The organism is Vescimonas fastidiosa, assembly GCF_018326305.1.
Lineage (GTDB): Bacteria > Bacillota > Clostridia > Oscillospirales > Oscillospiraceae > Vescimonas > Vescimonas fastidiosa.
The window spans coordinates 224,381-247,428 of the sequence record NZ_AP023416.1 but is presented as its reverse complement, the minus strand read 5'-3'; the positions used below and the strand labels follow the sequence as shown (position 1 = coordinate 247,428).

Here is a 23,048-nt window from a genome sequence, read left to right as displayed (position 1 = left end):
TGTCAGCCTCCTATCCACTTGAAGCCAAGGCCCTTATTCCGGCGCAGCTCATAGCCGCCGAGATTCAGGTTTTGGACGATGATACCGCTGTCGATGTAGAAATCTTGTCCGGCAAAGTGGCTGATTTCATGCCCGGCCTCATCGAAAAAGGAAATTCGGCCGGCCGTGAACTGGGCAAAGGCGTTATAATTGCCCGCCGTATCGGTCTGCCCGATTTTCACGCCGTAGATGGGATTCCCGGATTCATCCTCTGCCACCTTGCCGGTACGGATATAGCCCGCCGTCTCCGTGACCTTTTTCTGCACATCCGTGACTTTGCCATCTACGCCAAGGACTTGCTGCTCCACGGTCTTGATCTCGGTATACCGCTGCTCTATGGCCGCACTGTTGGCGGTTAGGTCGGATTCCGTTTTTTGCTTGAACTCATTGAAGTTGGATTTTTCGGTGTAGGTCTCAGATACCGTAGCCTTGAAGCTGTCTACATCCTGGGTCAGCTTCGTCACCGCCGTGCGGGTCTCGCTGACTATCGGTTCGGCGCTCTCGGTCATGGCTTTACTGATGCAGTATGCGCCGGTGTAGGTCGTTTTGCCGTTGGAATAGGTGATCTTAGTGCGTCCCCACAGATACTTTCCATCCGTTATAGCCGGTGCCGTAGACTGCCATGTGCCGCCGGAAAGCTCTGTCTCGGAAGCGGAAAGATAATATTCCACTGTGGTGGCGGTGACGCTTACGCCCTGGGGGCCAGTTGCCCCTTTTTCACCTTGCGGGCCGGTGGCCCCCGTTGCACCCTTCTCACCCTGTGGGCCTTGCGGGCCGGTGTCGCCAGTATCGCCTTTCACTCCCTGCGGCCCCTGCTCTCCGGGGTCGCCTTTCTCTCCAGGAATACCCTGCTCCCCCTGGGGGCCAGTTGTGCCGGGGTCTCCCTTTTCGCCGGGAACGCCCTGAATTCCCTGTTCACCCTTTTCACCCAAAATCCGTATAGGCGTACCCCATGTGCCAGCCGTAGCAGATGCAGCCACCTTCTGCGACATCCACACCACATCTGCGGTCAAGTCCGTGTGCCAGCCGTTCAGCGTACCGTTTCCTGTCGGAGTTGCCGGTGTGGATGTGCCGTCATGGTAAGTAATCCACACAGATAGACCGTTGGTGCCGTCCTTGCCGTCTGCCCCGGCAGGGCCGGGAGGCCCGGGGGTAAGCTCGATGTCCTCAATTTTCTTGTTTAAGTCAGTGCGGACTTGCGAGGTGCTTTCCTCGGCTTTCCGCACTGCATCGATCTGTGAGCCGGTGAATGTGCGCCGGGTCGAACCCAGCGTGATCTGTGTGTTGCCGGGGTCAAGAATATCCGGGGCCAGCTCCATCAACGGATATGACGCGCTGTAGCCGTGGGGCGTACTGACCAGGGCGGTCATTCTGCCAACCCGGAAATGCTGGATGCCCTCTTGCCAGCCCAAATCCACCGCCTTGCAGGTGATGGTCTCCGGCATGGACAGACCATTGTCGGCCAGCGCCGCCTTCGCCTTGGTCTGAAGGTTGGCGGCAACAGTCACATCATCCCATTTGATGTGCCGGGTAATGCGCCCGTATGTGGCCACGCCGGACTTGCTGTAGATGACTTTTCCGGACTTCACCAGGTCATCCGTCAAGTCACCGTCCGGCAGATTCCCGATGGTCAGGCCGTCCTTGCCCTCCGGGAGAATAGCAGTGTAAATGTCCGCACCGTCCGTCTCGCTGGACAGGTCAAGAAGATTTTCGGCGAATTTCACCGTCTGCGTGTTTGTCAGCGGCAGCGCGGCGTAATAGTCCAAATAATTGCCGTCATCCTCGTAACGGATCAGCAGATTCCCGCCCAGAGAAGATTTGAACAGCTTATCGGAAATAGTGGTCATCGCCGTGGCGTACTCCTCAGAGCTGCGGGCAATGAAATTGTTCGGGTCGGACACGGTGACCACGCCGGGCTTGATCTGCTGCTCTGCGGTCACCTGCGCATTGTGCTGTGACAGAATCCAGCGGAAGAAAAACTCCACCACATTCCCGCTTGCGGCGGCGGCCTTATAGGAAGCGTCCTCCGTAAAGTCCTCTGGGAAGTTGAACGGTGGAATGATGCTGTCATTCAGCACAGCCATAATGCCCTCTGTTTCGATTTTGTGCGCCCCGTAGAAGTCTTTTATATCGCTGGTTATTCTTCCCCTATATATAGGAAAAGTGCCGTCCAGCAGCTCCACAAGGCCGCTCATGCGGCGCAGATTACTTAGATAGGGATGCTCTGCACCCACCGTAAAGGACATTTCCCCGGCCTTGCTGACCGCCAGCTTCACAGAGGGGTCACGGACGATTAGTTTTTCATCCGCAAGGCGCGGGTCATACAGGATATAGTTTTTATATTTGAGTTGGTACATTACAGGCTCGCCTCCTGGTATGTAACCGTGATACTGCCGGTGCCGCTTGCAACTTTGGCTTTCATAATGTTGTTTCCAGCCGCAAGGCGAATAGCGGGCAGAATATGATCCCCAGCGCTGATGTTGATTGTGCTGCTGCCCCAAAGCAAGGTGGTGTCCTGGGCCACCGTGATGGTGGGAATCACTGGGCGGCGTTCATTCGGAAGCGAAAGCTGTTTATAGACCGTGCCCAGGTCAGAGCGGGAAACCGTGGTTTTTGCGTTCTTGTATTTCCACGGGTCGCAGTTGACTGTGACCGGGATAGTCTGCATCATTTTGACAAGCCCCACTTCCCCAACAGAACACCGCCCACTGTAAAAATGGGCGGTGTCCTCAGGGAATGTTATTTTAACGCGCTTGCCGTGGACTTTGTTGCAGAAATCGGAAATCGTAGCAGGCCATGTCTTGCCGCTCACCGTGTCCACGCCAGTCAGCTTCAGCGTAATAGTGCGGTTCTTATAGGTGACTTCGCCGGTCAGAACCTCGGACGCATCCAGCAGGCCATCCCGGCCCGGAACATCGATCATGTTCGTGCGAACTTCCGGCAGAGAAATGGACTTGCTTGCAAGCAGCAGGCCATATTCTGTGTAGGTGTCTTTTCCGTCAAAAAATACCTTTCCCATCATACGGCCCTCGCCCTCCTCGCATTGATTTTGGCCAGTTCTTCATCCATGCCTGGGGCAAGCAAACCAACAACCTGGCCGCTGTCCATGATGACTTTCATATTTGCCAACATAGGCAAGTACTGTTCAAGCAGCATTATAATTCTGCTGAATCCTCCGCTTGCTACGCCGTAAGCTCCACTTGCATAGTTTCCGCTGATATTTGCTCCTGCCGTAATGGATCCAGCAGAAAAACTCATGTCCCCCTCTATGTCTTTTTTCACAGATGCAAATTCATCGCTAAACCCTTCGCCAAGGCCTTCCGCCATATATCCACCGATACCGGCAAAGACCTTAGAAGGCGAATTTATCCCAAGGATCCGTTTTACACTGCCAACCAGCCCATCTACTTTCTCACTGAACCAGTTTTTGATATTGTCCCACATTCCGGCAATGCCGTCTTTTAAGCCCTGCACGATGTTTCTACCGATGCTGCCCCAGTCATAATTTCGGATCGTGTCAGCAATAGCCGCGATAATGCGTGGGACGGCTGCAATCAGCTCCGGGATTGCTCCGACAATGCCGGTAATCAGCGATACAATGATTTGCGGTGCGGCAAGGATAATCTTATCAAGGTTATTAACAATGCCGTTGATAAACGCAATAATCAGTGTAGGGACTGCCGCCACCAATTCCGGGATGCACTGAATAATTCCGTCTATCAGCGCAAACAGAAGGTCAATGCCCATCTGGATAATGTTCGGCAGCTCTACAATGATTGCGGCAAGCAAGTTGCCAATAATCAGAGGAACTGCCGCGATAAGCTGCGGAATCGCGTCAATCAGTCCGTTTGCAAGCGTCACAATCAGCAGGATTGCCGTTTCAATGAGCTGCGTCAAAAAGTCCGGGCTTGTCAGCATTTGCACAATCGTCATGGTCACTTGCACAATGCCGTCAATGAGCGTGGGCAGGTTTTCTATCAGGCCATTTGCGAGGAAGAAAAGAATGTCGATTGCCGCCTGCGTAATTGCAGGTAGGCTATCAATGATACCCTGTCCCAATGCGCCGACAAGTGCAACCGCCGACTGCAAAAGTGCAGGAAGATTATCTGTGATGGTTGTAATGACCATCGGGATAATCGTGGTAGATGCAGATGTGGCCAACCGTGAAATGCCGCCCAAAATGACATTAATGCGCGGAATGATATTTTCGCCAACGGTAACAAGACTATCAACGAACTGTTCTGTAAGTGTCTTGAAATCGGCGTTATCGTCAGCAATTCCAACCAGCAGATTGCCCCATGCGGACTTCATGGATGAAACAGAGCCTTGAATGGTGGTGCTTGCTTCTTTTGCCGTAGTTCCTGTGATACCCATTTCTGTCTGAACCACATGGATTGCTTCTACTATTTCTGCGTAGCCATATCCCATGCCATCCTCGCCCCACAGAAAGTCTTTGCCAGAGAGCTTCGACGCATCGGCAAGCAGACGCTCCATTTCTTCTTTTGTTCCACCATAGCCAAGCTTCAGATTATCAAGCATGGTATAGTTCTGCTTTGCAAATCCCTGATAGGCGTTCTGGATAGATGCCATATCCGTGCCCATTTTATTGGCATTATCAGACATATCCGTGATTGCTACATTAGCCATGTCTGCCGCCGCTGCTGTATCACCGCCAAGCGATTGCAGCAAGGACGCAGAAAAACTTGTAACTGTGTCCATATATTCGTTAGCGGATAGGCCAGCAGTCTTATATGCATTTGCTGCATATTCTTGAACTTTTGCAGAGCTATCCTTGAATAGCGTATCAACGCCGCCGACCAGTTGTTCATACTCAGCATAGTTGTTAAGCGCGTTTTTCGTAAGCACGGCAATGCCGGTAGCAGCCGCACCTACAGCTGCGGCGCCGACTTTAGCCGCAGTGGCAAGCCCATTTTTGAATTTTCCTGATAATGTCTCTACATTTTCGCTTGCCTCGTCTTGCACAGATATTTTCACAAACAGATCAAGAAGATTCATGCGTTCACCTCGCTCTCTTTGTAAATTCTGAAAATTATTCGTGACATTCCATTGATAGTATGGTATGATATCGGCAAGGAGGGATTATTTATGATAAGTTTTAACAAAGATTCTGCGTGGGACTTAAAGCCGATTCCCGTTTCCGATGTGCGTGACGAAGTGAATGGCTTGTTGATTGACGGGGAAGAAATCGCTGCCGCATTTAAGACCGTACGCGACCAGCTGATTTTTACTAACAAGCGAGTCATATCGGTTGATGTACAGGGGATTACAGGAAAGCGCAAGTCCTTCAGCTCTATGCCCTATTCGAAAGTGCAGTTTTTCTCCGTGCAAACCCCAGGCTTTGCCGAAATCATCCCGGATAGCGAACTTGTTCTGACATTCTCCAATGGTTATGTCGCAAAGTTTGAGTTTAAGGGAGGCACAGACATCGGGAAAATCGGAAGAATGATTTCTGATTATGTCCTCAAGTAACGCATATTCGCCCGCCGCCCCTTTACGGGGCGGCTTTTTTAATTTGTAACCCGCACCGATTGACAATATCGCTGGTGATTTCTTCACAGGAGCGATTGTCTATTTTGCTCACATCTATAATTTCAATATATCGCTTATCGATTGAAACGCCCGCGCATCGCTCGCATATTGCTTTAAGCAGGTCAGCAGAATAAATTCGATATGCTTTTTCTTCTGCATCCTGCTTATACCGCGCTACACAGTATGACAGAAATGGCTTTACTCTTTGGCTTCCCCGATATTCTCCTGCACAGAGCCGGACGGCGTTTCTGCCGTCTCGGTCTGCGCAGATGTAAAAAGGTCCGTAAAGGCATCGTCCGTCATAAGCTCAGTAACATCAACCAGCAACTTGGCAAGCGTCAGCCCAGAGGCATATTTTTTTGCAGGCACGCCTTCCACAGCCGCCAAAATTGCGATTAGATCTTTCTTGTGCCCACGCAAAAGCAGCGGAGCAGATTTCTTAACCCTTGCCAACACAAAGTCCTTTGCATTTACGCCATCCGGGAGCTTCTGACGCTGAAACAACGCTGCGGCTTCTTTGTCCGCGGCTATGTTGGCAATAGGATCGATAATGTCTGCGATAACATCAAACACTCGCTCCCCTTTAATTGTTGACAGTTTCATGGTGTTACGCCTCCGCCGTGCCGGCCTTGATGTAGATTTCAAATGGCACAGTGTCCTGCGCGCTCATGGAGTAGTGGGCCGTATACTCAAACGCGAACTGCCCCTTCGCTTTGTCAGCTGTTTTCATTTGGAATCCACCCGTAGAAAGCGCATTCAGCAGATGGATGGCGATAAAGCCTCCATTTGTTTCCCCGTTCATATCGGAGTAGTCACCCACAATCCAAAGGTCATCAAAGTCGGAATCCTTGAGATCGTTTCTCGGTGTGATCTTGGTGGCGTCTGCCGTACCGATATCCGCCGCCCCGCAGAGGCTCTTGGCGATTGCAGTATCTGCATTTACAAATGTACCGCTGGCTTTTGCTTCCCAGCTATCCACCATTTTCAGCTCCTTGGTATTCTTGGGGCAGTTGTCGATGTCCTCTCCATAGTCCTTATAGGTGGGCGTTGCGGTAAAGCTAATGCCGCCGGTCGTCGCGCCAATCTGCCCCGATTCCCCGATGGTGCCGGTTGCGGGGGTAAAATCGGTAGTCAGAATACCGGCGTTGATCTGGAGCTTCTGAAATGCATCGGAGGGAATTTTAGTGAATTTCATATTTTCTTCCTTTCATCAGTTTTGCGATAGGTATTCCACCGTGATATTGAGATACCTTCGCTTGATGTTTTTATCGCTTTCGTCCGCGATGTTCTGACACCACGGGGATCCACGCTTGATCCACATTGCTCCGCCGTCATAGGCGACCATACAGCCGCCCATGCCGATTGCGTCGCTGATTTCTTGTGCCTTTGCGTTGGGCATCGCTTCGCTCTCGGTGTAATACCAGAGGTTGACCGTCAGCGGGATCTCGCCGCTCTCCCATGATCCTGTGATAAGCTCATAGGTCAGCCACGGGAAAACCGCGTCATCTGGCACGTTGGAGGTTGGGTATGATGGGAGGAATTGAGAGAACCACGCATGGAGCGCCTTGTCCTTTGTCATTTCGGCAGCTCCTTTCGCTCCGCAGTAAAGAATTTCAGTGCCTTGATGGTCGACCCCGCAGACCTCGGTGCGGCCTTTTCCTCGGGATTTGAGGTCACGCGATAGGTAATCCCCGTTTCCGTATCGCGGAAATAATCGTTATACTCGATGGGGACGCTCTGATTGACAAGTGCGGAATATACCGAGGTCACACCCTCCTTTTCCGCTTTTCGCGCCTCCATCGATGTGTCAAGAGACTGGTAATTGAGGAACTCCGCTCCCTCTTCCCACGCGGTGATGTAGCCGCCCGCGCCGTCAGGCGTGCGCTTTTTCTCCATCAAAATGCACTTGTGGGCAAAATCGTCCAGTAAACTCACGGTTCCACCCCCTTGAGCTTGCGCCAGTCATTTAACCGGCCTTTAAAAGCGCCCTGCCAGCCCGTCCCAGCGCTCGTGTCGGCATTTCCGCCGCTCGCCTTGGTGTAACTGTACCCGCCGAAGCTTTCGCTCGTGTACGGGCTTAAAACGGCCTCCCCGTTCTTTTCTTCCCACGCGGCGATATCTTCGGCAAGCGCAACCACAGCCTTTGGCACCGCCAGCACCCACACCGTCCCGGTAAACGTTTCATCCGTCAGGTCAGCCGCCGGATACTGGTGCAGGCCATCGTTGAACACGGAGCCGCAGATGCGGAAATATTGATTGGTCAGGAGAAAGGGCAGCGTAATGCTGCCATTCTCCACGGTGAACGTGCCCTCGTGGATCTCCACAAGGAACCAGTTGTTCAAGTGCCGCAAGACCTGTTCAAGCATTACGCTGCCCTCCTTATCACTTTGCGGTCACGCTCGCGTTGCCGCTCTTGAGCGCGTGGTAGTTGCCGTCGCACTCGACCACGGTCACGGTCTGTCCGGTCGCAATGGTCAGGTCGCTCTTGCCGTCCCAATCGTTCCAACCGGCGACATTGTCGCCGTAAGCGACGGTCGCGGCAGAGGCGCCGGACGTGTACTTATACTTGTTGCCCGCAGCAGCCTTTGCCGGAGACACGGTCAGCTTGGTATCGCCGCTCTTGGAGCCTGCGGCAGAGGTGACCGTCAAAGAGCCGAGCGTGCCGTTGTCGATGGTACCAACGACCACGCCGTCAATGCGCTCGGCAAACAGCTCCATGCCGTTAATGACGGTGTCCGATGCGGTCATGTTGGTGTAATCAGGCTCCTCATGGATGCCGATGTAGCCGGTCGCATCGGTGGTAAAGGTGAAGACCTCCTGCAGATCGGCACCGTTGACGGGGATGTAGTAGAGGACGATGTTGTCCTTCGCCGTAGCGTAAATCTTGCCCTTCGGGACGCTGGCGTTCATGATGAGCGTGCCGAGGCCGAGGAAGTTCTCGACGTAGCTCATGCCGAAAGCGGTCTGCACGGTGATGTTGGCCGTAGACAGGTAATCCGCAACGTCCAGCGGATTCATGAAGTAGACCGCGCCAATCTCGTCGTCCTCGAAAAGAACCTGCAGATTGCCCCACGCCTGCGCAAGAACAGTCTGGAAGTTCTTACCGCTCACCGCGCCGGTGCCGGTCGAGAGGAAGTCAAAGAAGCTCTTGCGGATGCCTTTCTGGACGTCCTTGAGCATTTCATCGGTGGTCGTTTCCACCGCCTGATCGTAGCCGCGATCGGTGATCGCCTCGGCAGAGGTGGCCTTGCGCCACTTCTTGATCGTGATCTCCTTGTAGTTCACAGCCTCGGTCTTGTAGTGGGAAAGGGGGATGGTGTCACCCTCGGCCACAACGCCGCTCTCGAGCGTGCCGGTCGCCTTGTAGCTCTTGAGCACAGTACCGGCCTGCTTGGCGATCTTACGGGTCACACCCAAAGCCTCCATCAGCTTCTTGATGGAGTACCCGAACATTTCGGTAAATTCGATCTCGCGCACGCGGGCGAGGTCATTTTTCTTGATCAGATTGGTTTCAGCAGCCATAATTAGCCTCCGTTCTTATTTTCAAAAAGATTGATGTTTGCAGCGATCGCCGCGCGGCGCTCCGACCTGTCCTTGATCTGCATAATCTGGTCTTTAGTCATTGCGCCTCCGCCGGTATTCGCCGGGGGAGTGGCGGGATTTGCGCCCTTTGTCTGCGTGGTGGAGACAAGCCCCTTGTAGGTGCCGTCTACGAGCGCATCAAGGCTTTTGGTGTCCTTGATCTTCTCGCCGTCTAGCTCCAATGCGGCCATTTCCTCGCCGCAGCCGCGCATAGCAAGGTCGAGATTCGCGCCGGTGATGTTTTTGCTCTCAAAGTAAGCGCGGACGGCCTTTTCCTTTGCCGCCTTGCTCTCCTTTGCCGTGACATTGGCCTTGAAGTCCTCAAAAGCCTTGTGCTCTTTCTCGTACTTCTCCTGATAGCCGTTGTCACCTGCCGCCTTGAGATCGTCCAACTGCTTCTGGACGCTGGGCAGCTTCTCCGCGTCCGCCTTATACTTGCTGACATCAGCTTTCAAGCCGTCCACGGTGTCGGTATGCGCCTCGATGATGGTATCAACCTGCTCATCGGTAAGTCCCATACCCTTCAAAAGTTTTCGTGTAAGTGCCATGACACTATCTCCTTTTCTTCGGTTCCGTTCCTTCGGAAACGATAGTTTTATAAAAACCGCTGTCCCTTGCGGTAATTAACAAAAAGAGCCAACTGCATACAATTTGTAAGCAGTTAGCTCCTATTTCAGTTCGTCCTCCAATATCTTCCGGTATTGGATGGCATGGTCTGCCGCAGCAGGTTTCAAAAACGGCTGTGCCTTGTTGCCACGCGTGTAATGCCAATTTCCCTTTGCGTCCTGATACACCCACGGTGTAGGCCGTCCGCCGCCGCCCTCGGCGTAAATGCCGGTGCCAAGCTCAACATAAGCAGCATACTCGTTGCCTGTCCCGATGATTGCCGCCGGTTCCTGCTCGTCTACCACATGGGTAATGCTGTTCCTCAGATTGCCAGTGTCAACGGGGCACAGTTTTTTCGCATATCCCTCTGCCACCAGACCGATCTTTTCCAGCCCGCGCAGCAGTGCTGCCTTAATCTCGGCAGAAATCTCTTTGCTGTTGTCGTGGGTCTCAATGTTCATATTACGCCTGTCTACTCTGTGTCTCCAGTATTTTCTTGGCAATTGTCGCCATCATGCGGTCGTTATCACATTCACCGTCAAAGTCATGCATTGCGGGATCGCTTTCGTCATATGGTTCATGATGCTTTAAATACTCCAATAGCTCCTCACATTCTGTATCTGTCAAAATGTGTGCCATATTCTTCGCTCCTCTCTAAAAAACCTGCTATTTCCGCCACATATTCATTCGGCTTGTTTTCTTCTGCCAACCGCTTTAATCTCGTCTGCACTTCCGAAAAGTCTTTTAAAAATAAGAACCCGTCGTAATCATCCGTGCGTTGCAAGATGTAAATCGTTCCGTCATTCCCCACTACTGACATCATCTGCATATTCAAATTTGCGGCAAATATCTGCAAATCTTTTGCGGAGAATATCAGGCTATCCGGGTGGCTATGGATCGAAATGTACGCCTCATTCGGTGATAGCAAGCAAATATGATTGCGCTCACCAACCGTGACCTCCGAGATCCTTTCCATCCGCATGTTGAATACCGAACCCACTTCTGTCCGAATGTCTTCCTGCTCCATTGCCTTGGTCAATATATCTTGATATGCCTCTTGCAATCGGCCCGCCATTTCCTTGGTAAAGCCCCGCGGTACTATTTCAGGTACGCTATCTATTGTCGCTTGTGTAATTGGATCGGCTATAACTTTCCAGCTATCATTTGCCCTTATTATACTACTATGTGACGCAGTTTTAAAGTCTTTCCACTGCGCATATGTCATGTCAGATATAAGCCCGTCGCGTGTCCTACGCAGCCCGTCTGATGTATCTACACCATCCACGGCGGCAATCAGCGTACAGCGGCAGTTATATATCTCCCACGGTGGCCCTTGTGGGTCGCCGGGAAAGCGACAACCGTTAGAAAATTTCTTGTCCTGCGCCACTTGTTCGCCGTCAAGCATGGCATGAGAGTGGCGTGTACGCGCGTCCAGCGTAGACAACCATTCTTTTTTGAGCTTTATCCCCATCTTCTCCGCCGCCGCGTAGCTGTCCATGCGTCCGGCGTTCTGCGCGCCGGTCACGGCTGTACGGGCAGTGCGGATGGCGGAATCTCGGCTCATGGTGGTGATCCGCTTTTGCAGGTCATCCGCCATGTGCTTGATGCTCTTTCCCTGCAAGATGGAGCTTGTCACGCTTGCCGTGATTTGTTTCTTGCCATACGCAAGATCAATGCCACGCTTTAATGCTCGCTTTGGCGGGTAATACGGCATTAAGTCCGGCTGCTCTACCATAAGCCGCTTTACCGCCTGCTCGTCCCATAGGTCAAAGCCAACATTCCCGGCCACGCTCTCAATGGTGTACGCCGCATAATTGCGGTTGAGGGAGTAAATACCGGGCGTAGCATCGTTGGTGTAGGACACCGCCACGGCGTTTGCATCTGTTACACGGTGCGCCACTTTGTCACGCATGGCTTGATAGCGTTCCCCGCGCCCGATCTGGTTGAGCCGCCATTGCTTATAGTCGGCCTCCGTCCATTCTTTGCCGTTCTGCACGGTGCCGATCAGCGCTTTCATTTCCTCGTCGCGCTTTTTGAATTGCTCGAAATATGCGTCGATGGTAGCTTGCAGCTCTTTCCCAGCCTCGCGGTATAGCGTTGCAATACGCCGCTCCAGCTTCGCAAGCTCCTTATCGGTCAGCTTGTGGCCGAGGTCACTGTTCGCCATCGCCGCTCACCTCCGGCGCATCCGGTTCCGCAAAGCTTCGGTCAATCTCTTCTGCCGCTTTGCGCTTCGCCATGTCCTCGTACTGGTCAATGTCGCCGTTGATGGTCAGCAGCTTCTTTGTGATGTATTCATCATCGTAATACGCCGCGCCCAGAAGAATGTTCTGCGTTTCCTCGCTCTTGTTGATGATCTGATTGCGCGTATAGCTCGGCTGATCTTCAATGCCTGCCAGACGCAAGATTTCCACGATAAAACGCGTGACCTCGGATTCAAACTTGTCCGTCTTCAAATCCAACGGCACATAACTGGCCTTGATTGCCGTTGCCGTCTGGTTCCCTGCGGATACCGCCGCAGCATCAAAGCACTGGAAATCTTCATAGAGCTTCTTTTTCAGCATATCAATGGTGCTGCTCGTGCCCTCATACGGCGCCTCGATGGTCTTGCTCTCCACCTTCGCGCCGTCGTCGCCGTTGGCGTGGGCAACGTGCGTGGTTTTCAAGCGCTCCACGAATTTCGCATCGTCCAGATCGTCCATGCCGTTGCAGTTGGACAGCACCCAATAAATCAGATTGCCCTCATCCACGTTGTTGACCATGTTCGAGGACGCAAGGTCGAGCGCGTCGATGGTGTTGCGCTTGCCGACAATTTCGGATAGACACCGCTTATTGTTTTTCAGCGGGACGATGGGGAAACTCGGATAATTGCCTCCGTCATAGATTTCGGTTTCGCCAACTTCGGCCTTGCGGATAACGAGCTTGTAGCTGCGCTTTCCCTGCAATACGCTCATATCTTTGTTCTTCGGCTGGAAATACTCTGTAAAGCCGTCCAGCTCGTACAGCGTCGCTCTCAAGGGCTTATCCGGCGCCACTTGCCAGAACCGGATACCGGCTTTCATCGCGCCGTCTTCCTCATCGTATAGGGGGACAAACTCAAGCAGGGAGAACACGCGCAAATGCGTCAGATCCCAGAAGCCGAAGGATACGCCCGCGATTTTCGCCTCACGCGCCGCGTCCATGACTTCCTGATCGAAGTCTGGGCATAGCTTTTTCGGCGTTTCTTTCTCCGCAAAGGTCACACCGTTTCCCAGCAGATACGAAACCTCCTGATCGACCGCAAGGCCAAAAAAGCGGCTGGCCAGCTTATGGTTTGCCGTCCACATATCCGTGTGGCTGCGCCCCTGCATATCGTAGATGATCTTTTCATAGCGATTTATGGTCGGATTCAGGCCGTTGTAATATTCCTCAGCATCCGCCGCCGTCTTATATGCGTGGGATTCGCGGTGCTCGTTGATTGCGCTGCGGATAAACTCCATCCGCGCCTTTTCGTCCTCGCCCACCGCCACAAGGTCATTATATGTCTTAATCTCCGCTCACCCCTTATCTCAGAATGGAAACATAATCAGAGCTGTCGCGTTTGTTCCACAGCCGCTTTACGATGCTGGCCGCGCTGTCCGGCGCGTCATCATGCTCAACATTCTCGTTGTAATCGCAAATCTGGTCGATATACGCATCATCCGTACCGGCCACAAAAACCACATTGCGCCATTCCGCCTTGAGATAGCTTGTGATTTTAAGGAATTTGTTCATGTTTTCGTGATAGGTAACGGCCCGTTCGCCCTTCGCACGCAAAGCCTTTGCCAAATAGCCCTTGTCAGCGTTGGTCTCGCAGTAAATCTCCCCAGCATTGAAGGACTTCCGAAGCCGAATAATCTCATCCATGCAATCGTCCACATGCTTGTGCCAAAGCCGCCCATAGAGGTAATATGTTGTTCCCTTCTTCCGGGCGATCGTAAACGCCGTGTAGTCATCGCCGCCGTATGCCGCGTCGATATGGCAAATGCCCTGCTCTGCAAGGCAAGGCTCCGCGCCCATTTGCGGCGTGTCAAAGATCACATCGTCACTGGCAATATGCCGTAGCTCGTAGTTTGCCGCAAACAGGGATGACGTCATAGACGATTTAATGGCTTGCAACTCATTCCCGGAGATCAGCCCGGTTGAATAGCAATCGTGCTTCTCGATATTCGGCATCATGGAAAATGCGTCTTCCTTATGCCAGGGCGTTCCGGTATTGAAAATGCGTCCGCCACGATTGCGGATGTTTTGCAACTCCTGATAAATCGTTTTTGTATGATCCCGCTCTGCGCGGGAAATGCGGTCCTGTACGTTTACAATATCGTCCGTAAATATGCGGTCAAAATGCTTGCCGGTCAAGGACCCGTTCACGCCGCACGCCACAAGCTGGCTCGTGCCCTTGTTGTCCGCTGTCAGATTCGTGGAAATCTCCGTCGCGGATACTGTTGTCAGGATCAGCGGTTTCCCGTGGATCTTCTCGCACAGTGCCTCCATGTATGGCGATAGCAGCAGATTCCGCACCTGCCGCACAACCTCTTTCACATCCGCATCCGTTTTTCGCATAAACAGCGTTTTGAGATTCGGCAGAAGGACGATGATCTCCGCCAGCGCAATCGAAACGCATGTTGTTTTATAGCTGCCACGGTGCGCCTGCAAGGTTTTGTCCTCACTCCCGCGCACCATATCCTGTATCCATGCGTTGTGCAGCGCGCCCAGCTTATCAAACCCAACAGCATGGCCAAACGCGATGGGGTTATGTATCAGCAGTTCCGCCGCTTGTATCCGCGTCATTCTGCATCACCATCTTCTCCAGCTCGTCCAATGCAATGCCCTTTGCGTCCGTCACTGCCACGTCCACGCTGTCACGCTGCCCCAAAAACTGTTTGCCGAGGAAGATTGCCATTGTAGCGTTCTTTTCAGCCAATCGCCACTGACTTCTCCGCAGCGAAATTTTCCCCGCTCCTCGCTTTTGCCTAAATACCTCGGAAAAACTGGCATGATAGGTGCGTTTACACCAACTATCCAATGTTTTATCGGTCACATCAAACCAGCCGCAGATTTCCTCAAGCGTGCATTGCAGGCCGCAGAGGTTCTCGAACTGCTTCTGGTCTATTTCCTTTCTTGGCCTTGCCATACGCACCCTCCTTTCTCTGCTGGCGTTTAATAAACTTCTCCATGTCCCGCTTTAGGTGCGGGCTGCTTGTTTTTTCGATGATTGCCCGCGCCTCTTCAATCGTCATTCAGAAGCACCGCCTTTTCTCCGGTAAACTTTTCCCATCGATCAATAATGACGTCGGCATACTTCGGGTCATACTCCATGCAGAAGGCGTGTCTGCCATTCTGCTCCGCTGCCATGATTGTTGTGCCGGACCCAGCGAACAGGTCAAGCACATTCTCACCCAGCTTACTGGAGCACTGCATCTGGTAATCAAACAGCTTAATCGGCTTCATGGTCGGATGCTCCGCAGACTTGACGGGCTTATCGAAATTCAGCACGGTTGTCTGTCTGCGGTTCTTGAAGAAATAGTGCTTCTTCCCTTCCGTCCATCCGTACAGGCAAGGTTCGTGTGCTTCCTCTTCAATCTCGCTCTCACCATACAGGCAAGGCTCATGTTTCCACTGGAAATCTTGTCTCCCCATCACAAGGGAGTTCTTCACCCAGATCAGGCACTGCTGGACACGCAGCATCGCATCTCTGCACGCGCCTCGGAAGTTATACCCCTCGCTGTCTGCATGCCAGATGTAGAACGGAGCACCGGGCTTCATGACCATCGCCGCATTGGAGAATGCATCCGTCAGAAAACGCCTGAAGGCCGTATCCTCCATATTGTCGTTCTTAATCTTCCCGGCGGTGCCCTGATAGTCCACATTGTACGGGGGGTCTGTGAGCAGCAAATCCATTTGTGCCCCCCCACGAGCTTCTGTACGTCTGTCAAAGATGTGCTGTCTCCGCACATAAGGCGATGGTCTCCAAGCTGGTACACATCGCCCAGTTTGCTCTTCGGCTCTGCCGGTAAAACAGGATCGTAGTTGTCCTCTACCACTGACGTGTCGAGTTCATCACGCAGGCCCCAATCAAAGTCAAAAGCCGACAGGTCAAGCCCCGGCAGCTCATCAGCCAGCAGGTCAAAGTCCCAATCGCTCTCGTTGCTCTTGTTATCCACCAGCCGCAGGGCGTTCACTTGCTCCGGTGTCAGATCGTCCACGCAGACACAGGGCACTTCTTCCATGCCCAGCTTTTTCGCCGCCAGAGCGCGGCAATGCCCGATTACGATCACGCCGTCACGATCAACCACAATCGGCTGCACAAAGCCGTATTGCTTGATGCTCTCCGCAACGTTGTTGATTTGCCGTTTATCATGCTTTTTTGCGTTGCCGGCATACGGCACAATATCCGCAAGCCGCCGTTTTGTGATTTCCATGCTTTCCTCCTGTTTTGCTACCAACCCCCACCCCTTGGCTACAGTAACAGTCTTTCCCCGCCCATGCGGGCCTCTTGGGCCTCTCAAACATGGGCTACACACTATTTTTTATATTTTCTAGGGAAAGTCCCCGTCACTCGCTGTGGTCTCCCCTTACGGGGCACCTATGCCGCGTGTGGGGCATACGCCCCAAGAAAGCCCCTTGCGGGTGAAAACGATTCAACGTTTTCATCTGGAGCCGCATATTGGCCGTCTTCCCGCTTAGATTGTCACACGCTACCGGCAACTACGCTCCGAAAAGTCGTAGCCCCTATTCCGTCTGGTCAAACCGGTCTTGACGCATCAAGACAAGCGCAGTTTTCAGCGAGCATTGTCATTTCCATGTGAGCCACGACGAACGGTCTCACAGTGTCCGGGTGCTACCCGGCCTCTTGCGCAGACGGCAGGATTCGAACCTGCGAACCCGAAATTTTACTATCGGAGCTGATTCCTCCCAGCTTCCGCCCGCATATATTTGCGCCGTGTGGGAGGTGCGACCTCCCGCCCCAGATCGTGGGGTGCAACGAGCGCACGGCATATAACAACAGCCCATAGGTTTCCCTACAGGCTGTTTGTGCCGGTATGACCTTTCGGTGCCAGAAGGTGCGCCCAATACCGGCGGCGCATAGAAGGGAGGAAAGTGATGATTGGGAAAACGCGTGAATGACCATGTCCTATCATCCACTGTACCTATTGTAGCACATCATTAGGCGGAATTTGTGCCAACTTTCTCTGCAAAACCACAATATATGGCTATGTCATATAGAAATTGCTCTTTCCTCCGGCTGAATGTTCTCTCGCTGATACCCGGAATCACGATCCGATTACGGGCATACTTGTGCTTGCCTTGGCAGTTGCGCATAATGCCATATATTAGCTGCCGCCGGATTGTATCGCTGCCGATATCTCTGCCGCAGCGGTCTATGGCGTATTCCACCGCCAGCATCTTTTGCGTCTCCGGCCATCGCTCTATGGCTGCAAGCTGCTCCGCCTTGCTCTCGGCGGGCCTACCAGCGCCCGATCCAGTTGGCATGCCCTCTGTGGCGCCATGCGTCCCGCCCAGGATCTCCGCCCGGGCCTCGCGATACGCCCGCACCCGGCGCGGATATCCACGCACATAAGCAATGCACTCCAACCGCACATCATAAGGCAGCGTCGCCTTTTTGCTCATTTGCCCTCCTTTACTCCGCACTGTTTACCATCTTATATTCGCCCCGCAGAGCCTTTTCTATGTCCGCCATCTTGATATAGCCGTTGTTTTTGGCCTCCACCAGCTCCACAAGGCACTGCTGTAAGTATTCCAGGCTGCGGGTGTCGTGCTCGTCCGCCGTCTCCTCCATCACATGGAATCCGCACTTGTCCAGCAGTACGCAGGAAACATTGTCCATACATTGCTTGGTGCCATTCAGGCGGCCCAGTTCGTAGGCCTTAGCCGGATTATTTGGCACCGGTCTGCCGTTTACCCTTTTGAGCATCGCTATCACCCCTTTCCTCGTATTTGCATACGCCCGGTGTATTTGCCACTGGGCAATAATCCGCACACGCCGGGCAATCTGCGTTGACGCATATTTCGTCCTGCATCCATTTGCAGTCATCAAGCATCGCCGTCACCGTCCTCCAGATATTCGCACCACGGAAAACACACCACATCTGATAATAATGCGGGACATTCCAGCTCGTTAGGGCAAGTGCAAATTAACATTCCGCACCGTCCCTCCGTTCGCCGTAGGAGCAGAAGTCGTCAGGCTGCACCCGATGCCACCCGCGCCCCCAAATCGCGCAGAAAAAACCGCGCCCTTCGTGGTCAGTCGCTTCTTTACAGTGTTTACAACCCCTACACCGCACCGCGGGCACTGCATCCACCGTGGGGCAAGCATCAACCACCCCGCTTACTTCGTCCAGTGGGCAAAGTACAGCAAACTCGTTGTCATACAGCATGTCCACCAGCTTTTCCGCATCAATCAGCCGCATTGTTGTCACCTCCGTCCATTATAGCGCCGCAGTTGGGGCAGTAGTTCTCATGCGCATCTCTGGATGTTTCCGCACACTCAGAGCAATAGTAGTGCCCAATTTCGCACTCCGTGGTTGACCAGTCAGGTGTACAATGTTCGCAAAATGCCGTATGGCAAATTTGACATTCCGGCCCGTTGTGAAAACCGTTGTCAACTCTCCATTCGTCAATGTTTCCGTTTTCGTCCTTGTACCACAAATGTCTCTTTGTGAATATCCACCGCCCATGCACCACCGGAGCCACATCAGCGGCGGGCAAATTCTCCGCATATTCCAACACCGATTCAATGCCGTTTATAAAATGTTTGTTGCCGTTCTTTCTGTCGTAATGATCGCGACGGATGGGAAATTGCATCAACGCGCCTCGCTCGATGTATTCAGCCATTGTCGTCCTCCTGTTTCAACTCTCGCACAGTCTGATGGATACGATTCGCGCAGGCAGGGCATATTTCCCCCACATCCACTATGTTCGGGTCGCTTGCGTAGGGGATTCTTGCGTTGTTCTTCACGCTGACCCTATAAGTTTCCTGAAAATTGTGTATTTCTTTTCCACAAAGATCACAAAAATGCTTCGTCATGTTCTTTCCTCCCTCCCGTAAAATGCCTCTAAGTCATCCTGTGCTTTTTTCACAAAATCAGGGCAAACTACGCAATGCGGCAACGGGTCATCCGTCATCAGGTCAACCCTTCCGAGACAGTAGATGCGGTCTTTCTTGCCGTCGTTCCATTCGTGAGACGGGCGTCCTCGCTTGCCAAGCGCACACTTAACCGTTGCCATCCTTCATCGCCCCCAATGCTTTCTCCGCCTCCTCGCGGGTGAGGAATACGGTCTTGCCGATGTCAGCCTGCTCGAAAGATATTTGATCGGACAGCGTCGTGTAAAATATGTTTATCTCTCCGTTACTTTCCATACCGATAAGCGCTTCGCACAGCGAGTCCTCAAAAATTTCTCCTTCCTCGATGATATACAGCATACTTCCGATGCTCTGCGTGAGGACTGGCCGCACAGGCAGCACCATCACTCGCCCGTCCTTGTCGGCCTCGGCCAGCCAGCGGAACCTGTCCAGTGCCTCACTGGCTTTTTGGTTTCCGATTAAATCCTGAAGAAACACCACATAAGATTGAAACACCTCCGGCGTCATCCCCGTGTCCTCGTAGGCGGCGAGGCGTTCAACCAGACAGTCAAACGATGGGCAATCTATGCAATCCATGTCCACATTGCAGCTACCAGAACACTTCATGTAATGGTCGGTGCCAAGATAGTGCTTTTCAGTCAGTCGTTCCATCACTCCACCTCCTGCATCCAGAACTCGCGGCGGCACTCAGCGCAAGGTCTATTAGGCTTTGCGCAACATCCATTCTTATCCCTGTATTCAGAGGAAAAAAGCGTGGGACACGCATATAAAAGTCCGTCTTCGGCAATGGGGTCCATCAACGCGGTCGGCCATTGTTCAAGAAACAAATCCTGCCGTGTCTTACGCGGATGTGCAGCCGACCATTCCTCAACGATCTTAACTACTTTCTCGGAATTGTAATTGATATCAATGCCAAGGCCCGGCACAGGGTTGCCATTCTTGAACATTCTCTTTCGTTCTTCCAAAAACTTCACAGCATCCATATTGTCAACCTCCTATCTCTTGTGATTCTTCCCCCGTTGGGCGCTCCGCCACCCGCGCCGGAACATGGATTTTCTGCCGGCTGTAAGTGCGCCTACAGTAGTCCCATTGACCCGCTCCAGCCGCTGGGCTTCATATTCCCGGAACGCCTCGCAGCTCTTCCGGCAGGCCCCGCATGGAAGCCTGTCCGGGCAATCTTTTACGCAGGGGCTTTTCATCCAGCCCACCTCACAATCTTTTCCCGCACGCCCCATTGGAGTGCATCCTCGTGGCTGTCAAAATACAGATCCAGCCGATTTCCGGCAATGGCGCCGCCGGTGTCCTGCACGGTGTATGTATGGCCGTCCAGTTCGATTTCCGTACCCATCGGCAGCACATCTGGGTCTGCGGCGATCGTCACGCCCTGGGTGGCCTTTTCGCCGGTGGCTGTGTAGCCATTTGCGTACGCTCCACAGCATTTTTCACAGGGGCAGTACGCAGTGACGGTAAATACGCACGTCCGCGTCTCCTGGGTCTCCTGCGGCTCATCGCGGGGCATAACCACCCCCGGCGGCACAACTACAGTCTCCGGCGTTTGCCCGCTGTCCTCTGTGGCAGACGCAATGCCCAAGGCCCCCAAGATTGCTACAAGCAGCGCCGCGATTAACATGCTTCTTTTCACCATTCCACCGTCACCCGCCCTTCATCCGGCAGCAATACCCGTAGGTTTGCAAGCAGGGATTCCCGGTCACCGCTCATCTCCAGCCGGGCATGCAGCAGCTTAGCTCCCACCTGTGGTTTTTTGCCTTCCGGTACATCGGCGGTGATGTGCCCCCCCTCAACCTGTGCATCTGCCGGATGTATGTCCACCGCATCCGCATTAGCCCACTCCATGATTTTACGCTGCCACATCTCCGCGTTTCTTCCACCGCGCCGGAATGGCGCACCTACTAATTCCGCCTCGCGGCGTATCGTTGCATCACAAGCGTTCATTTCCTCCGCCAGCCATTTGGCCGTACCGCCGAAAGATTGCATGTTGCGGAAAAACTCGCGTTTCAGATCCTCCGGCATAGCCTTAAATTCATGCCACGGCATAGGCCGCGTGATATTATAGCTTTTCACTTCTCCGTTTTTCTCCTTCCTCTGCTTTTCAGTGAGGGCGTCGCTGGGGAGCGAACACCCACCGCGTTTTCTGTTGATGTGAGCAAATGCACCCATCGCTATTCGTTTTTTCTGCATGCAGTCGTAATCAAAATCATTCATAGTCAGCTATGTACACCTCCGTGCGGGGATTCTGCTTGTCGTACAACACCCGACTCCCGTCGTGGCTAACGATAATGCCGCTGTGGTCGTCCTTGAGCACACCGGACTTCACCAGCACATCGTCGATGGATTCCAGCAGATTTGTCAAATCCACTCGCCGCCGGGTAGGCATATAAAACAGGCATTTGACCTCCACAGGCTCCTCAATAAGACGCTGCAGTGTGGCAATTTTGCAGTGCCATACAGCTTCCGCCTCGTAGTCCATATATTGCTGGGACGGCATAATAAACGGCTTCCCCGTTTTGCTGCTGTGCATGATCCGCATAGAATTTTTCTTTGTGATTGGTGCCAGCGGCACCGTGATCTCAATCATCGTCTCCCTCCTCGATGGACACCGCCACATAGCCGGGCCGTCCTTTGTACCGTCTGCCGCTGTTGTATACTGCCTTGTAGATAGAGTGCCAGTTAATATGGCACATATTGGCGAGCTCAATGATGGAATCGGACACCGCCTCCGGTAGCTCGTACTTGTCCCGGCTTACTCGCATGTAGATTGTCATATTACACCGCCAATCCGTCCAGCAGCTCCTCCACGGTCATCTGACCCGGTACCTGCATGGCCTTTGCAAGCATGCTGTAGGTAGCCAGCTCGTCCAGAGCCCGCTTGCGGTACATGGCAAGGAGCATCTTCTTCTCCTCGTCCGTCTCCGCCAGTTTGTACCCGCCATCCGGCAGAGCCACAATGGGTACCCCCTGCCGCCGCTGCGCCCTGATCATTCGCCGGTTCTCTCTGTCCGGCATACCGGTGAGTGCTTCCAGGTTCTTCCGGGTGTATGTAATGCCGGGAATCATGCGTAATGTGGCCATGTCAATCCTCCATAAGTTTCATAAAACATCCCCAAAAGGTCTGTGACTTCTTTCCGCTATGATGCCCGAAAAGCGGGCGTTCTCCGATTGCCGCCCAAACATCTGCAGCGGGGATTTGCGTTTCTGCCCACTTAAAAATCAGCACGCCGTCCGGTTTTAATACGCGCATACACTCGCGGAATCCGTCATGCAACATTTCGCGCCAGTTCTCGCCGAGCTGTCCGTACTTCTTCCGCATCCAAGAGTTTTCCCCGATGCGGCGAAGGTGCGGTGGATCAAAAACGACAAGAGAAAATGTGTTGTCCAAAAACGGCAGATCCGTAGAATCACACTGTATGTCTGGATGCACGACGCAGGTTCGTTCAGAATCGCGATTTGTGCTCTTCCAAATCCCCGTATATTCCTCGTCCCGCGAATCGCAGTAGATTGCGGCAGGATGGCTTTTGTTAAACCATATCGTCCGAGATCCGCAGGTGGCATCAAGAATTTTCTTTGTCATGTCATCCCTCCAATCCACCCCACTGCTCCGCCATCGCCTTTGCGACAGAGGGGAATGTCTTGGAGCGTTCCTTAGGCGTTCTCCGCCCTTTGTTCTCCCATTCCCCAGGTCTGGCCGCTCTACCGTGCGGAGTAGTTTCCACCCATTTCCCAGTTGGCACTACGCAATTCGTGGCCATCAGCAATGGTAAGTTTTTGAGCCATAAGCATGTTCTTTTTAGCCAGGCATCCCCGAACATATATGGTTGTATAATCTGGGAGTATGGCGGGAGACCGTGAATTTTGCCCGGGACCGGGTTTTCAACAGCAATTCTCGGAATTTCGGCATCCAGCATCTCCATAAACATGGCCCTGGCTGCTTTCGCTTTTTCCATGCGTCCAGGCTGAATCTCACCGTTGACTCTAAGTCTGTTGGCTCCAGCATTGCTGAGATAAGTACACGGTGGATGTGCAATCAGCAAATCCCATTTTCCCACATCATGCGTCTGTCCGTCCATCGTGGTCACTTGCCCCCCCCTTGATAGCCACAAGGGCATCGCCTAAAATGTGCCACTCTGGG

The 23,048-nt window shown here is 53.1% G+C and carries 33 protein-coding genes and 1 tRNA gene; 1 reads left to right on the top strand and 33 read right to left on the bottom strand.

Annotated features, from left to right (window positions below):
• Positions 1-2 precede the first annotated feature (2 nt).
• From KI236_RS12315 to KI236_RS08425, 3 genes are read right to left on the bottom strand one after another with little or no spacing between them, the layout of a single operon-like run.
• Positions 3-2,396 (bottom strand): phage tail protein, encoded by a 2,394-nt coding sequence (locus tag KI236_RS12315; RefSeq protein WP_329958976.1) that lies wholly within the window; start codon positions 2,394-2,396, stop codon positions 3-5.
• Positions 2,396-3,061 (bottom strand): hypothetical protein, encoded by a 666-nt coding sequence (locus tag KI236_RS08430; RefSeq protein WP_212821107.1) that lies wholly within the window; start codon positions 3,059-3,061, stop codon positions 2,396-2,398. The genes KI236_RS12315 and KI236_RS08430 overlap by 1 nt, the downstream gene beginning before the upstream one ends.
• Positions 3,058-5,055, bottom strand: a complete 1,998-nt coding sequence (locus tag KI236_RS08425) for a phage tail protein (protein ID WP_212821105.1) — start codon at positions 5,053-5,055, stop codon at positions 3,058-3,060. The genes KI236_RS08430 and KI236_RS08425 overlap by 4 nt, the downstream gene beginning before the upstream one ends.
• 90 nt (positions 5,056-5,145) lie before the next feature.
• Here KI236_RS08425 and KI236_RS08420 point away from each other — a divergent pair, with 90 nt between their 5' ends.
• Positions 5,146-5,529: a PH domain-containing protein gene (locus KI236_RS08420; RefSeq protein ID WP_212821103.1), complete on the top strand. Its 384-nt coding sequence runs from the start codon at positions 5,146-5,148 to the stop codon at positions 5,527-5,529.
• Between the two features lie 258 nt (positions 5,530-5,787).
• On the opposite strand, the gene KI236_RS08415 is transcribed toward KI236_RS08420, so the two are convergent.
• The 30 genes from KI236_RS08415 to KI236_RS08275 all read right to left on the bottom strand — a co-directional run bounded on the left by KI236_RS08415 (position 5,788) and on the right by KI236_RS08275 (position 22,995).
• On the bottom strand, positions 5,788-6,192 hold the full coding sequence (locus tag KI236_RS08415; protein WP_212821101.1) for a hypothetical protein: 405 nt from the start codon (positions 6,190-6,192) through the stop codon (positions 5,788-5,790).
• 4 nt (positions 6,193-6,196) lie between these two features.
• Complete coding sequence (locus KI236_RS08410) at positions 6,197-6,784, bottom strand: hypothetical protein (RefSeq protein WP_212821099.1); 588 nt, start codon at positions 6,782-6,784, stop codon at positions 6,197-6,199.
• A gap of 15 nt (positions 6,785-6,799) precedes the next feature.
• Positions 6,800-7,168 (bottom strand): hypothetical protein, encoded by a 369-nt coding sequence (locus KI236_RS08405; protein ID WP_212821097.1) that lies wholly within the window; start codon positions 7,166-7,168, stop codon positions 6,800-6,802.
• Positions 7,165-7,524, bottom strand: a complete 360-nt coding sequence (locus tag KI236_RS08400) for a head-tail adaptor protein (RefSeq protein ID WP_212821095.1) — start codon at positions 7,522-7,524, stop codon at positions 7,165-7,167. Before KI236_RS08400 ends, KI236_RS08405 begins: the two co-directional genes overlap by 4 nt.
• Positions 7,521-7,955 carry a head-tail connector protein gene (locus KI236_RS08395; protein WP_212821093.1) on the bottom strand — a complete coding sequence of 145 codons (435 nt, stop codon included), beginning with the start codon at positions 7,953-7,955 and terminating at the stop codon, positions 7,521-7,523. Before KI236_RS08395 ends, KI236_RS08400 begins: the two co-directional genes overlap by 4 nt.
• A gap of 16 nt (positions 7,956-7,971) precedes the next feature.
• Positions 7,972-9,111 carry a hypothetical protein gene (locus tag KI236_RS08390; RefSeq protein ID WP_212821091.1) on the bottom strand — a complete coding sequence of 380 codons (1,140 nt, stop codon included), beginning with the start codon at positions 9,109-9,111 and terminating at the stop codon, positions 7,972-7,974.
• Between the two features lie 2 nt (positions 9,112-9,113).
• Positions 9,114-9,719 (bottom strand): phage scaffolding protein, encoded by a 606-nt coding sequence (locus KI236_RS08385; RefSeq protein WP_212821088.1) that lies wholly within the window; start codon positions 9,717-9,719, stop codon positions 9,114-9,116.
• A 120-nt stretch (positions 9,720-9,839) separates the two neighbouring features.
• A complete protein-coding gene (locus KI236_RS08380; protein ID WP_212821087.1) occupies positions 9,840-10,238 on the bottom strand; it encodes an HK97 gp10 family phage protein in 399 nt (132 codons plus the stop codon).
• 1 nt (position 10,239) lies between these two features.
• Positions 10,240-10,416 carry a hypothetical protein gene (locus KI236_RS08375; protein WP_212821085.1) on the bottom strand — a complete coding sequence of 59 codons (177 nt, stop codon included), beginning with the start codon at positions 10,414-10,416 and terminating at the stop codon, positions 10,240-10,242.
• Positions 10,385-11,944 carry a phage head morphogenesis protein gene (locus KI236_RS08370; protein ID WP_212821083.1) on the bottom strand — a complete coding sequence of 520 codons (1,560 nt, stop codon included), beginning with the start codon at positions 11,942-11,944 and terminating at the stop codon, positions 10,385-10,387. The genes KI236_RS08375 and KI236_RS08370 overlap by 32 nt, the downstream gene beginning before the upstream one ends.
• Entirely contained in the window at positions 11,931-13,256 is a 1,326-nt protein-coding gene (locus KI236_RS08365) for a phage portal protein (protein ID WP_212821081.1), read from the bottom strand. The genes KI236_RS08370 and KI236_RS08365 overlap by 14 nt, the downstream gene beginning before the upstream one ends.
• A gap of 64 nt (positions 13,257-13,320) precedes the next feature.
• Positions 13,321-14,586, bottom strand: a complete 1,266-nt coding sequence (locus tag KI236_RS08360; protein ID WP_212821080.1) for a DEAD/DEAH box helicase family protein — start codon at positions 14,584-14,586, stop codon at positions 13,321-13,323.
• Positions 14,549-14,929, bottom strand: a complete 381-nt coding sequence (locus KI236_RS08355) for a hypothetical protein (protein ID WP_212821079.1) — start codon at positions 14,927-14,929, stop codon at positions 14,549-14,551. The genes KI236_RS08360 and KI236_RS08355 overlap by 38 nt, the downstream gene beginning before the upstream one ends.
• Before the next feature lie 95 nt (positions 14,930-15,024).
• Positions 15,025-15,696, bottom strand: coding sequence for a DNA-methyltransferase (locus KI236_RS12310; protein ID WP_329958975.1), 672 nt, complete (start codon positions 15,694-15,696; stop codon positions 15,025-15,027).
• Complete coding sequence (locus tag KI236_RS12305) at positions 15,591-16,217, bottom strand: ParB/Srx family N-terminal domain-containing protein (protein ID WP_329958974.1); 627 nt, start codon at positions 16,215-16,217, stop codon at positions 15,591-15,593. The genes KI236_RS12310 and KI236_RS12305 overlap by 106 nt, the downstream gene beginning before the upstream one ends.
• Positions 16,218-16,651: 434 nt before the next feature.
• Positions 16,652-16,725 (bottom strand) — tRNA-OTHER (locus KI236_RS08345).
• A 237-nt stretch (positions 16,726-16,962) separates the two neighbouring features.
• Entirely contained in the window at positions 16,963-17,427 is a 465-nt protein-coding gene (locus KI236_RS08340) for a hypothetical protein (RefSeq protein ID WP_212821078.1), read from the bottom strand.
• Between the two features lie 10 nt (positions 17,428-17,437).
• Positions 17,438-17,731, bottom strand: coding sequence for a hypothetical protein (locus tag KI236_RS08335; RefSeq protein WP_212821077.1), 294 nt, complete (start codon positions 17,729-17,731; stop codon positions 17,438-17,440).
• Between the two features lie 220 nt (positions 17,732-17,951).
• Positions 17,952-18,227 (bottom strand): hypothetical protein, encoded by a 276-nt coding sequence (locus KI236_RS08330; protein WP_212821076.1) that lies wholly within the window; start codon positions 18,225-18,227, stop codon positions 17,952-17,954.
• Positions 18,214-18,651, bottom strand: a complete 438-nt coding sequence (locus tag KI236_RS08325; RefSeq protein WP_212821075.1) for an RING finger protein — start codon at positions 18,649-18,651, stop codon at positions 18,214-18,216. The genes KI236_RS08330 and KI236_RS08325 overlap by 14 nt, the downstream gene beginning before the upstream one ends.
• A complete protein-coding gene (locus tag KI236_RS08320; protein ID WP_212821074.1) occupies positions 18,644-18,844 on the bottom strand; it encodes a hypothetical protein in 201 nt (66 codons plus the stop codon). Before KI236_RS08320 ends, KI236_RS08325 begins: the two co-directional genes overlap by 8 nt.
• A gap of 186 nt (positions 18,845-19,030) precedes the next feature.
• A complete protein-coding gene (locus KI236_RS08315; RefSeq protein WP_212821073.1) occupies positions 19,031-19,552 on the bottom strand; it encodes a hypothetical protein in 522 nt (173 codons plus the stop codon).
• Positions 19,552-19,884, bottom strand: coding sequence for a hypothetical protein (locus tag KI236_RS08310; protein WP_212821072.1), 333 nt, complete (start codon positions 19,882-19,884; stop codon positions 19,552-19,554). The genes KI236_RS08315 and KI236_RS08310 overlap by 1 nt, the downstream gene beginning before the upstream one ends.
• 212 nt (positions 19,885-20,096) lie before the next feature.
• Positions 20,097-20,546, bottom strand: a complete 450-nt coding sequence (locus tag KI236_RS08305) for a 3D domain-containing protein (protein WP_212821070.1) — start codon at positions 20,544-20,546, stop codon at positions 20,097-20,099.
• Positions 20,540-21,124, bottom strand: coding sequence for a hypothetical protein (locus tag KI236_RS08300; RefSeq protein ID WP_212821068.1), 585 nt, complete (start codon positions 21,122-21,124; stop codon positions 20,540-20,542). Before KI236_RS08300 ends, KI236_RS08305 begins: the two co-directional genes overlap by 7 nt.
• Positions 21,117-21,497, bottom strand: coding sequence for a RusA family crossover junction endodeoxyribonuclease (locus tag KI236_RS08295; protein WP_212821066.1), 381 nt, complete (start codon positions 21,495-21,497; stop codon positions 21,117-21,119). The genes KI236_RS08300 and KI236_RS08295 overlap by 8 nt, the downstream gene beginning before the upstream one ends.
• Positions 21,490-21,684 (bottom strand): hypothetical protein, encoded by a 195-nt coding sequence (locus KI236_RS08290; RefSeq protein WP_212821064.1) that lies wholly within the window; start codon positions 21,682-21,684, stop codon positions 21,490-21,492. Before KI236_RS08290 ends, KI236_RS08295 begins: the two co-directional genes overlap by 8 nt.
• A gap of 1 nt (position 21,685) precedes the next feature.
• Positions 21,686-21,991, bottom strand: a complete 306-nt coding sequence (locus tag KI236_RS08285) for a hypothetical protein (RefSeq protein WP_212821062.1) — start codon at positions 21,989-21,991, stop codon at positions 21,686-21,688.
• A gap of 1 nt (position 21,992) precedes the next feature.
• Positions 21,993-22,490, bottom strand: a complete 498-nt coding sequence (locus tag KI236_RS08280; protein ID WP_212821060.1) for a class I SAM-dependent methyltransferase — start codon at positions 22,488-22,490, stop codon at positions 21,993-21,995.
• Position 22,491: 1 nt separating this feature from the next.
• Positions 22,492-22,995 carry a DNA cytosine methyltransferase gene (locus KI236_RS08275; protein WP_228738127.1) on the bottom strand — a complete coding sequence of 168 codons (504 nt, stop codon included), beginning with the start codon at positions 22,993-22,995 and terminating at the stop codon, positions 22,492-22,494.
• Between the last annotated feature and the right edge of the window lie 53 nt (positions 22,996-23,048).

What these genes read in the sequence shown, in the direction of transcription:
- KI236_RS12315 (WP_329958976.1), bottom strand. Translation starts at nt 2,396, where the DNA reads ATGTACCAACTCAAATATAAAAACTATATCCTGTATGACCCGCGCCTT.
- KI236_RS08430 (WP_212821107.1), bottom strand. Translation starts at nt 3,061, where the DNA reads ATGATGGGAAAGGTATTTTTTGACGGAAAAGACACCTACACAGAATAT.
- KI236_RS08425 (WP_212821105.1), bottom strand. Translation starts at nt 5,055, where the DNA reads ATGAATCTTCTTGATCTGTTTGTGAAAATATCTGTGCAAGACGAGGCA.
- KI236_RS08420 (WP_212821103.1), top strand. Translation starts at nt 5,146, where the DNA reads ATGATAAGTTTTAACAAAGATTCTGCGTGGGACTTAAAGCCGATTCCC.
- KI236_RS08415 (WP_212821101.1), bottom strand. Translation starts at nt 6,192, where the DNA reads ATGAAACTGTCAACAATTAAAGGGGAGCGAGTGTTTGATGTTATCGCA.
- KI236_RS08410 (WP_212821099.1), bottom strand. Translation starts at nt 6,784, where the DNA reads ATGAAATTCACTAAAATTCCCTCCGATGCATTTCAGAAGCTCCAGATC.
- KI236_RS08405 (WP_212821097.1), bottom strand. Translation starts at nt 7,168, where the DNA reads ATGACAAAGGACAAGGCGCTCCATGCGTGGTTCTCTCAATTCCTCCCA.
- KI236_RS08395 (WP_212821093.1), bottom strand. Translation starts at nt 7,955, where the DNA reads ATGCTTGAACAGGTCTTGCGGCACTTGAACAACTGGTTCCTTGTGGAG.
- KI236_RS08390 (WP_212821091.1), bottom strand. Translation starts at nt 9,111, where the DNA reads ATGGCTGCTGAAACCAATCTGATCAAGAAAAATGACCTCGCCCGCGTG.
- KI236_RS08385 (WP_212821088.1), bottom strand. Translation starts at nt 9,719, where the DNA reads ATGGCACTTACACGAAAACTTTTGAAGGGTATGGGACTTACCGATGAG.
- KI236_RS08380 (WP_212821087.1), bottom strand. Translation starts at nt 10,238, where the DNA reads ATGAACATTGAGACCCACGACAACAGCAAAGAGATTTCTGCCGAGATT.
- KI236_RS08375 (WP_212821085.1), bottom strand. Translation starts at nt 10,416, where the DNA reads ATGGCACACATTTTGACAGATACAGAATGTGAGGAGCTATTGGAGTAT.
- KI236_RS08370 (WP_212821083.1), bottom strand. Translation starts at nt 11,944, where the DNA reads ATGGCGAACAGTGACCTCGGCCACAAGCTGACCGATAAGGAGCTTGCG.
- KI236_RS08365 (WP_212821081.1), bottom strand. Translation starts at nt 13,256, where the DNA reads ATGGAGTTTATCCGCAGCGCAATCAACGAGCACCGCGAATCCCACGCA.
- KI236_RS08360 (WP_212821080.1), bottom strand. Translation starts at nt 14,586, where the DNA reads ATGACGCGGATACAAGCGGCGGAACTGCTGATACATAACCCCATCGCG.
- KI236_RS08355 (WP_212821079.1), bottom strand. Translation starts at nt 14,929, where the DNA reads ATGGCAAGGCCAAGAAAGGAAATAGACCAGAAGCAGTTCGAGAACCTC.
- KI236_RS12310 (WP_329958975.1), bottom strand. Translation starts at nt 15,696, where the DNA reads ATGGATTTGCTGCTCACAGACCCCCCGTACAATGTGGACTATCAGGGC.
- KI236_RS12305 (WP_329958974.1), bottom strand. Translation starts at nt 16,217, where the DNA reads ATGGAAATCACAAAACGGCGGCTTGCGGATATTGTGCCGTATGCCGGC.
- KI236_RS08340 (WP_212821078.1), bottom strand. Translation starts at nt 17,427, where the DNA reads ATGAGCAAAAAGGCGACGCTGCCTTATGATGTGCGGTTGGAGTGCATT.
- KI236_RS08335 (WP_212821077.1), bottom strand. Translation starts at nt 17,731, where the DNA reads ATGCTCAAAAGGGTAAACGGCAGACCGGTGCCAAATAATCCGGCTAAG.
- KI236_RS08330 (WP_212821076.1), bottom strand. Translation starts at nt 18,227, where the DNA reads ATGCGGCTGATTGATGCGGAAAAGCTGGTGGACATGCTGTATGACAAC.
- KI236_RS08325 (WP_212821075.1), bottom strand. Translation starts at nt 18,651, where the DNA reads ATGGCTGAATACATCGAGCGAGGCGCGTTGATGCAATTTCCCATCCGT.
- KI236_RS08320 (WP_212821074.1), bottom strand. Translation starts at nt 18,844, where the DNA reads ATGACGAAGCATTTTTGTGATCTTTGTGGAAAAGAAATACACAATTTT.
- KI236_RS08315 (WP_212821073.1), bottom strand. Translation starts at nt 19,552, where the DNA reads ATGGAACGACTGACTGAAAAGCACTATCTTGGCACCGACCATTACATG.
- KI236_RS08310 (WP_212821072.1), bottom strand. Translation starts at nt 19,884, where the DNA reads ATGGATGCTGTGAAGTTTTTGGAAGAACGAAAGAGAATGTTCAAGAAT.
- KI236_RS08305 (WP_212821070.1), bottom strand. Translation starts at nt 20,546, where the DNA reads ATGGTGAAAAGAAGCATGTTAATCGCGGCGCTGCTTGTAGCAATCTTG.
- KI236_RS08300 (WP_212821068.1), bottom strand. Translation starts at nt 21,124, where the DNA reads ATGAATGATTTTGATTACGACTGCATGCAGAAAAAACGAATAGCGATG.
- KI236_RS08295 (WP_212821066.1), bottom strand. Translation starts at nt 21,497, where the DNA reads ATGATTGAGATCACGGTGCCGCTGGCACCAATCACAAAGAAAAATTCT.
- KI236_RS08290 (WP_212821064.1), bottom strand. Translation starts at nt 21,684, where the DNA reads ATGACAATCTACATGCGAGTAAGCCGGGACAAGTACGAGCTACCGGAG.
- KI236_RS08285 (WP_212821062.1), bottom strand. Translation starts at nt 21,991, where the DNA reads ATGGCCACATTACGCATGATTCCCGGCATTACATACACCCGGAAGAAC.
- KI236_RS08280 (WP_212821060.1), bottom strand. Translation starts at nt 22,490, where the DNA reads ATGACAAAGAAAATTCTTGATGCCACCTGCGGATCTCGGACGATATGG.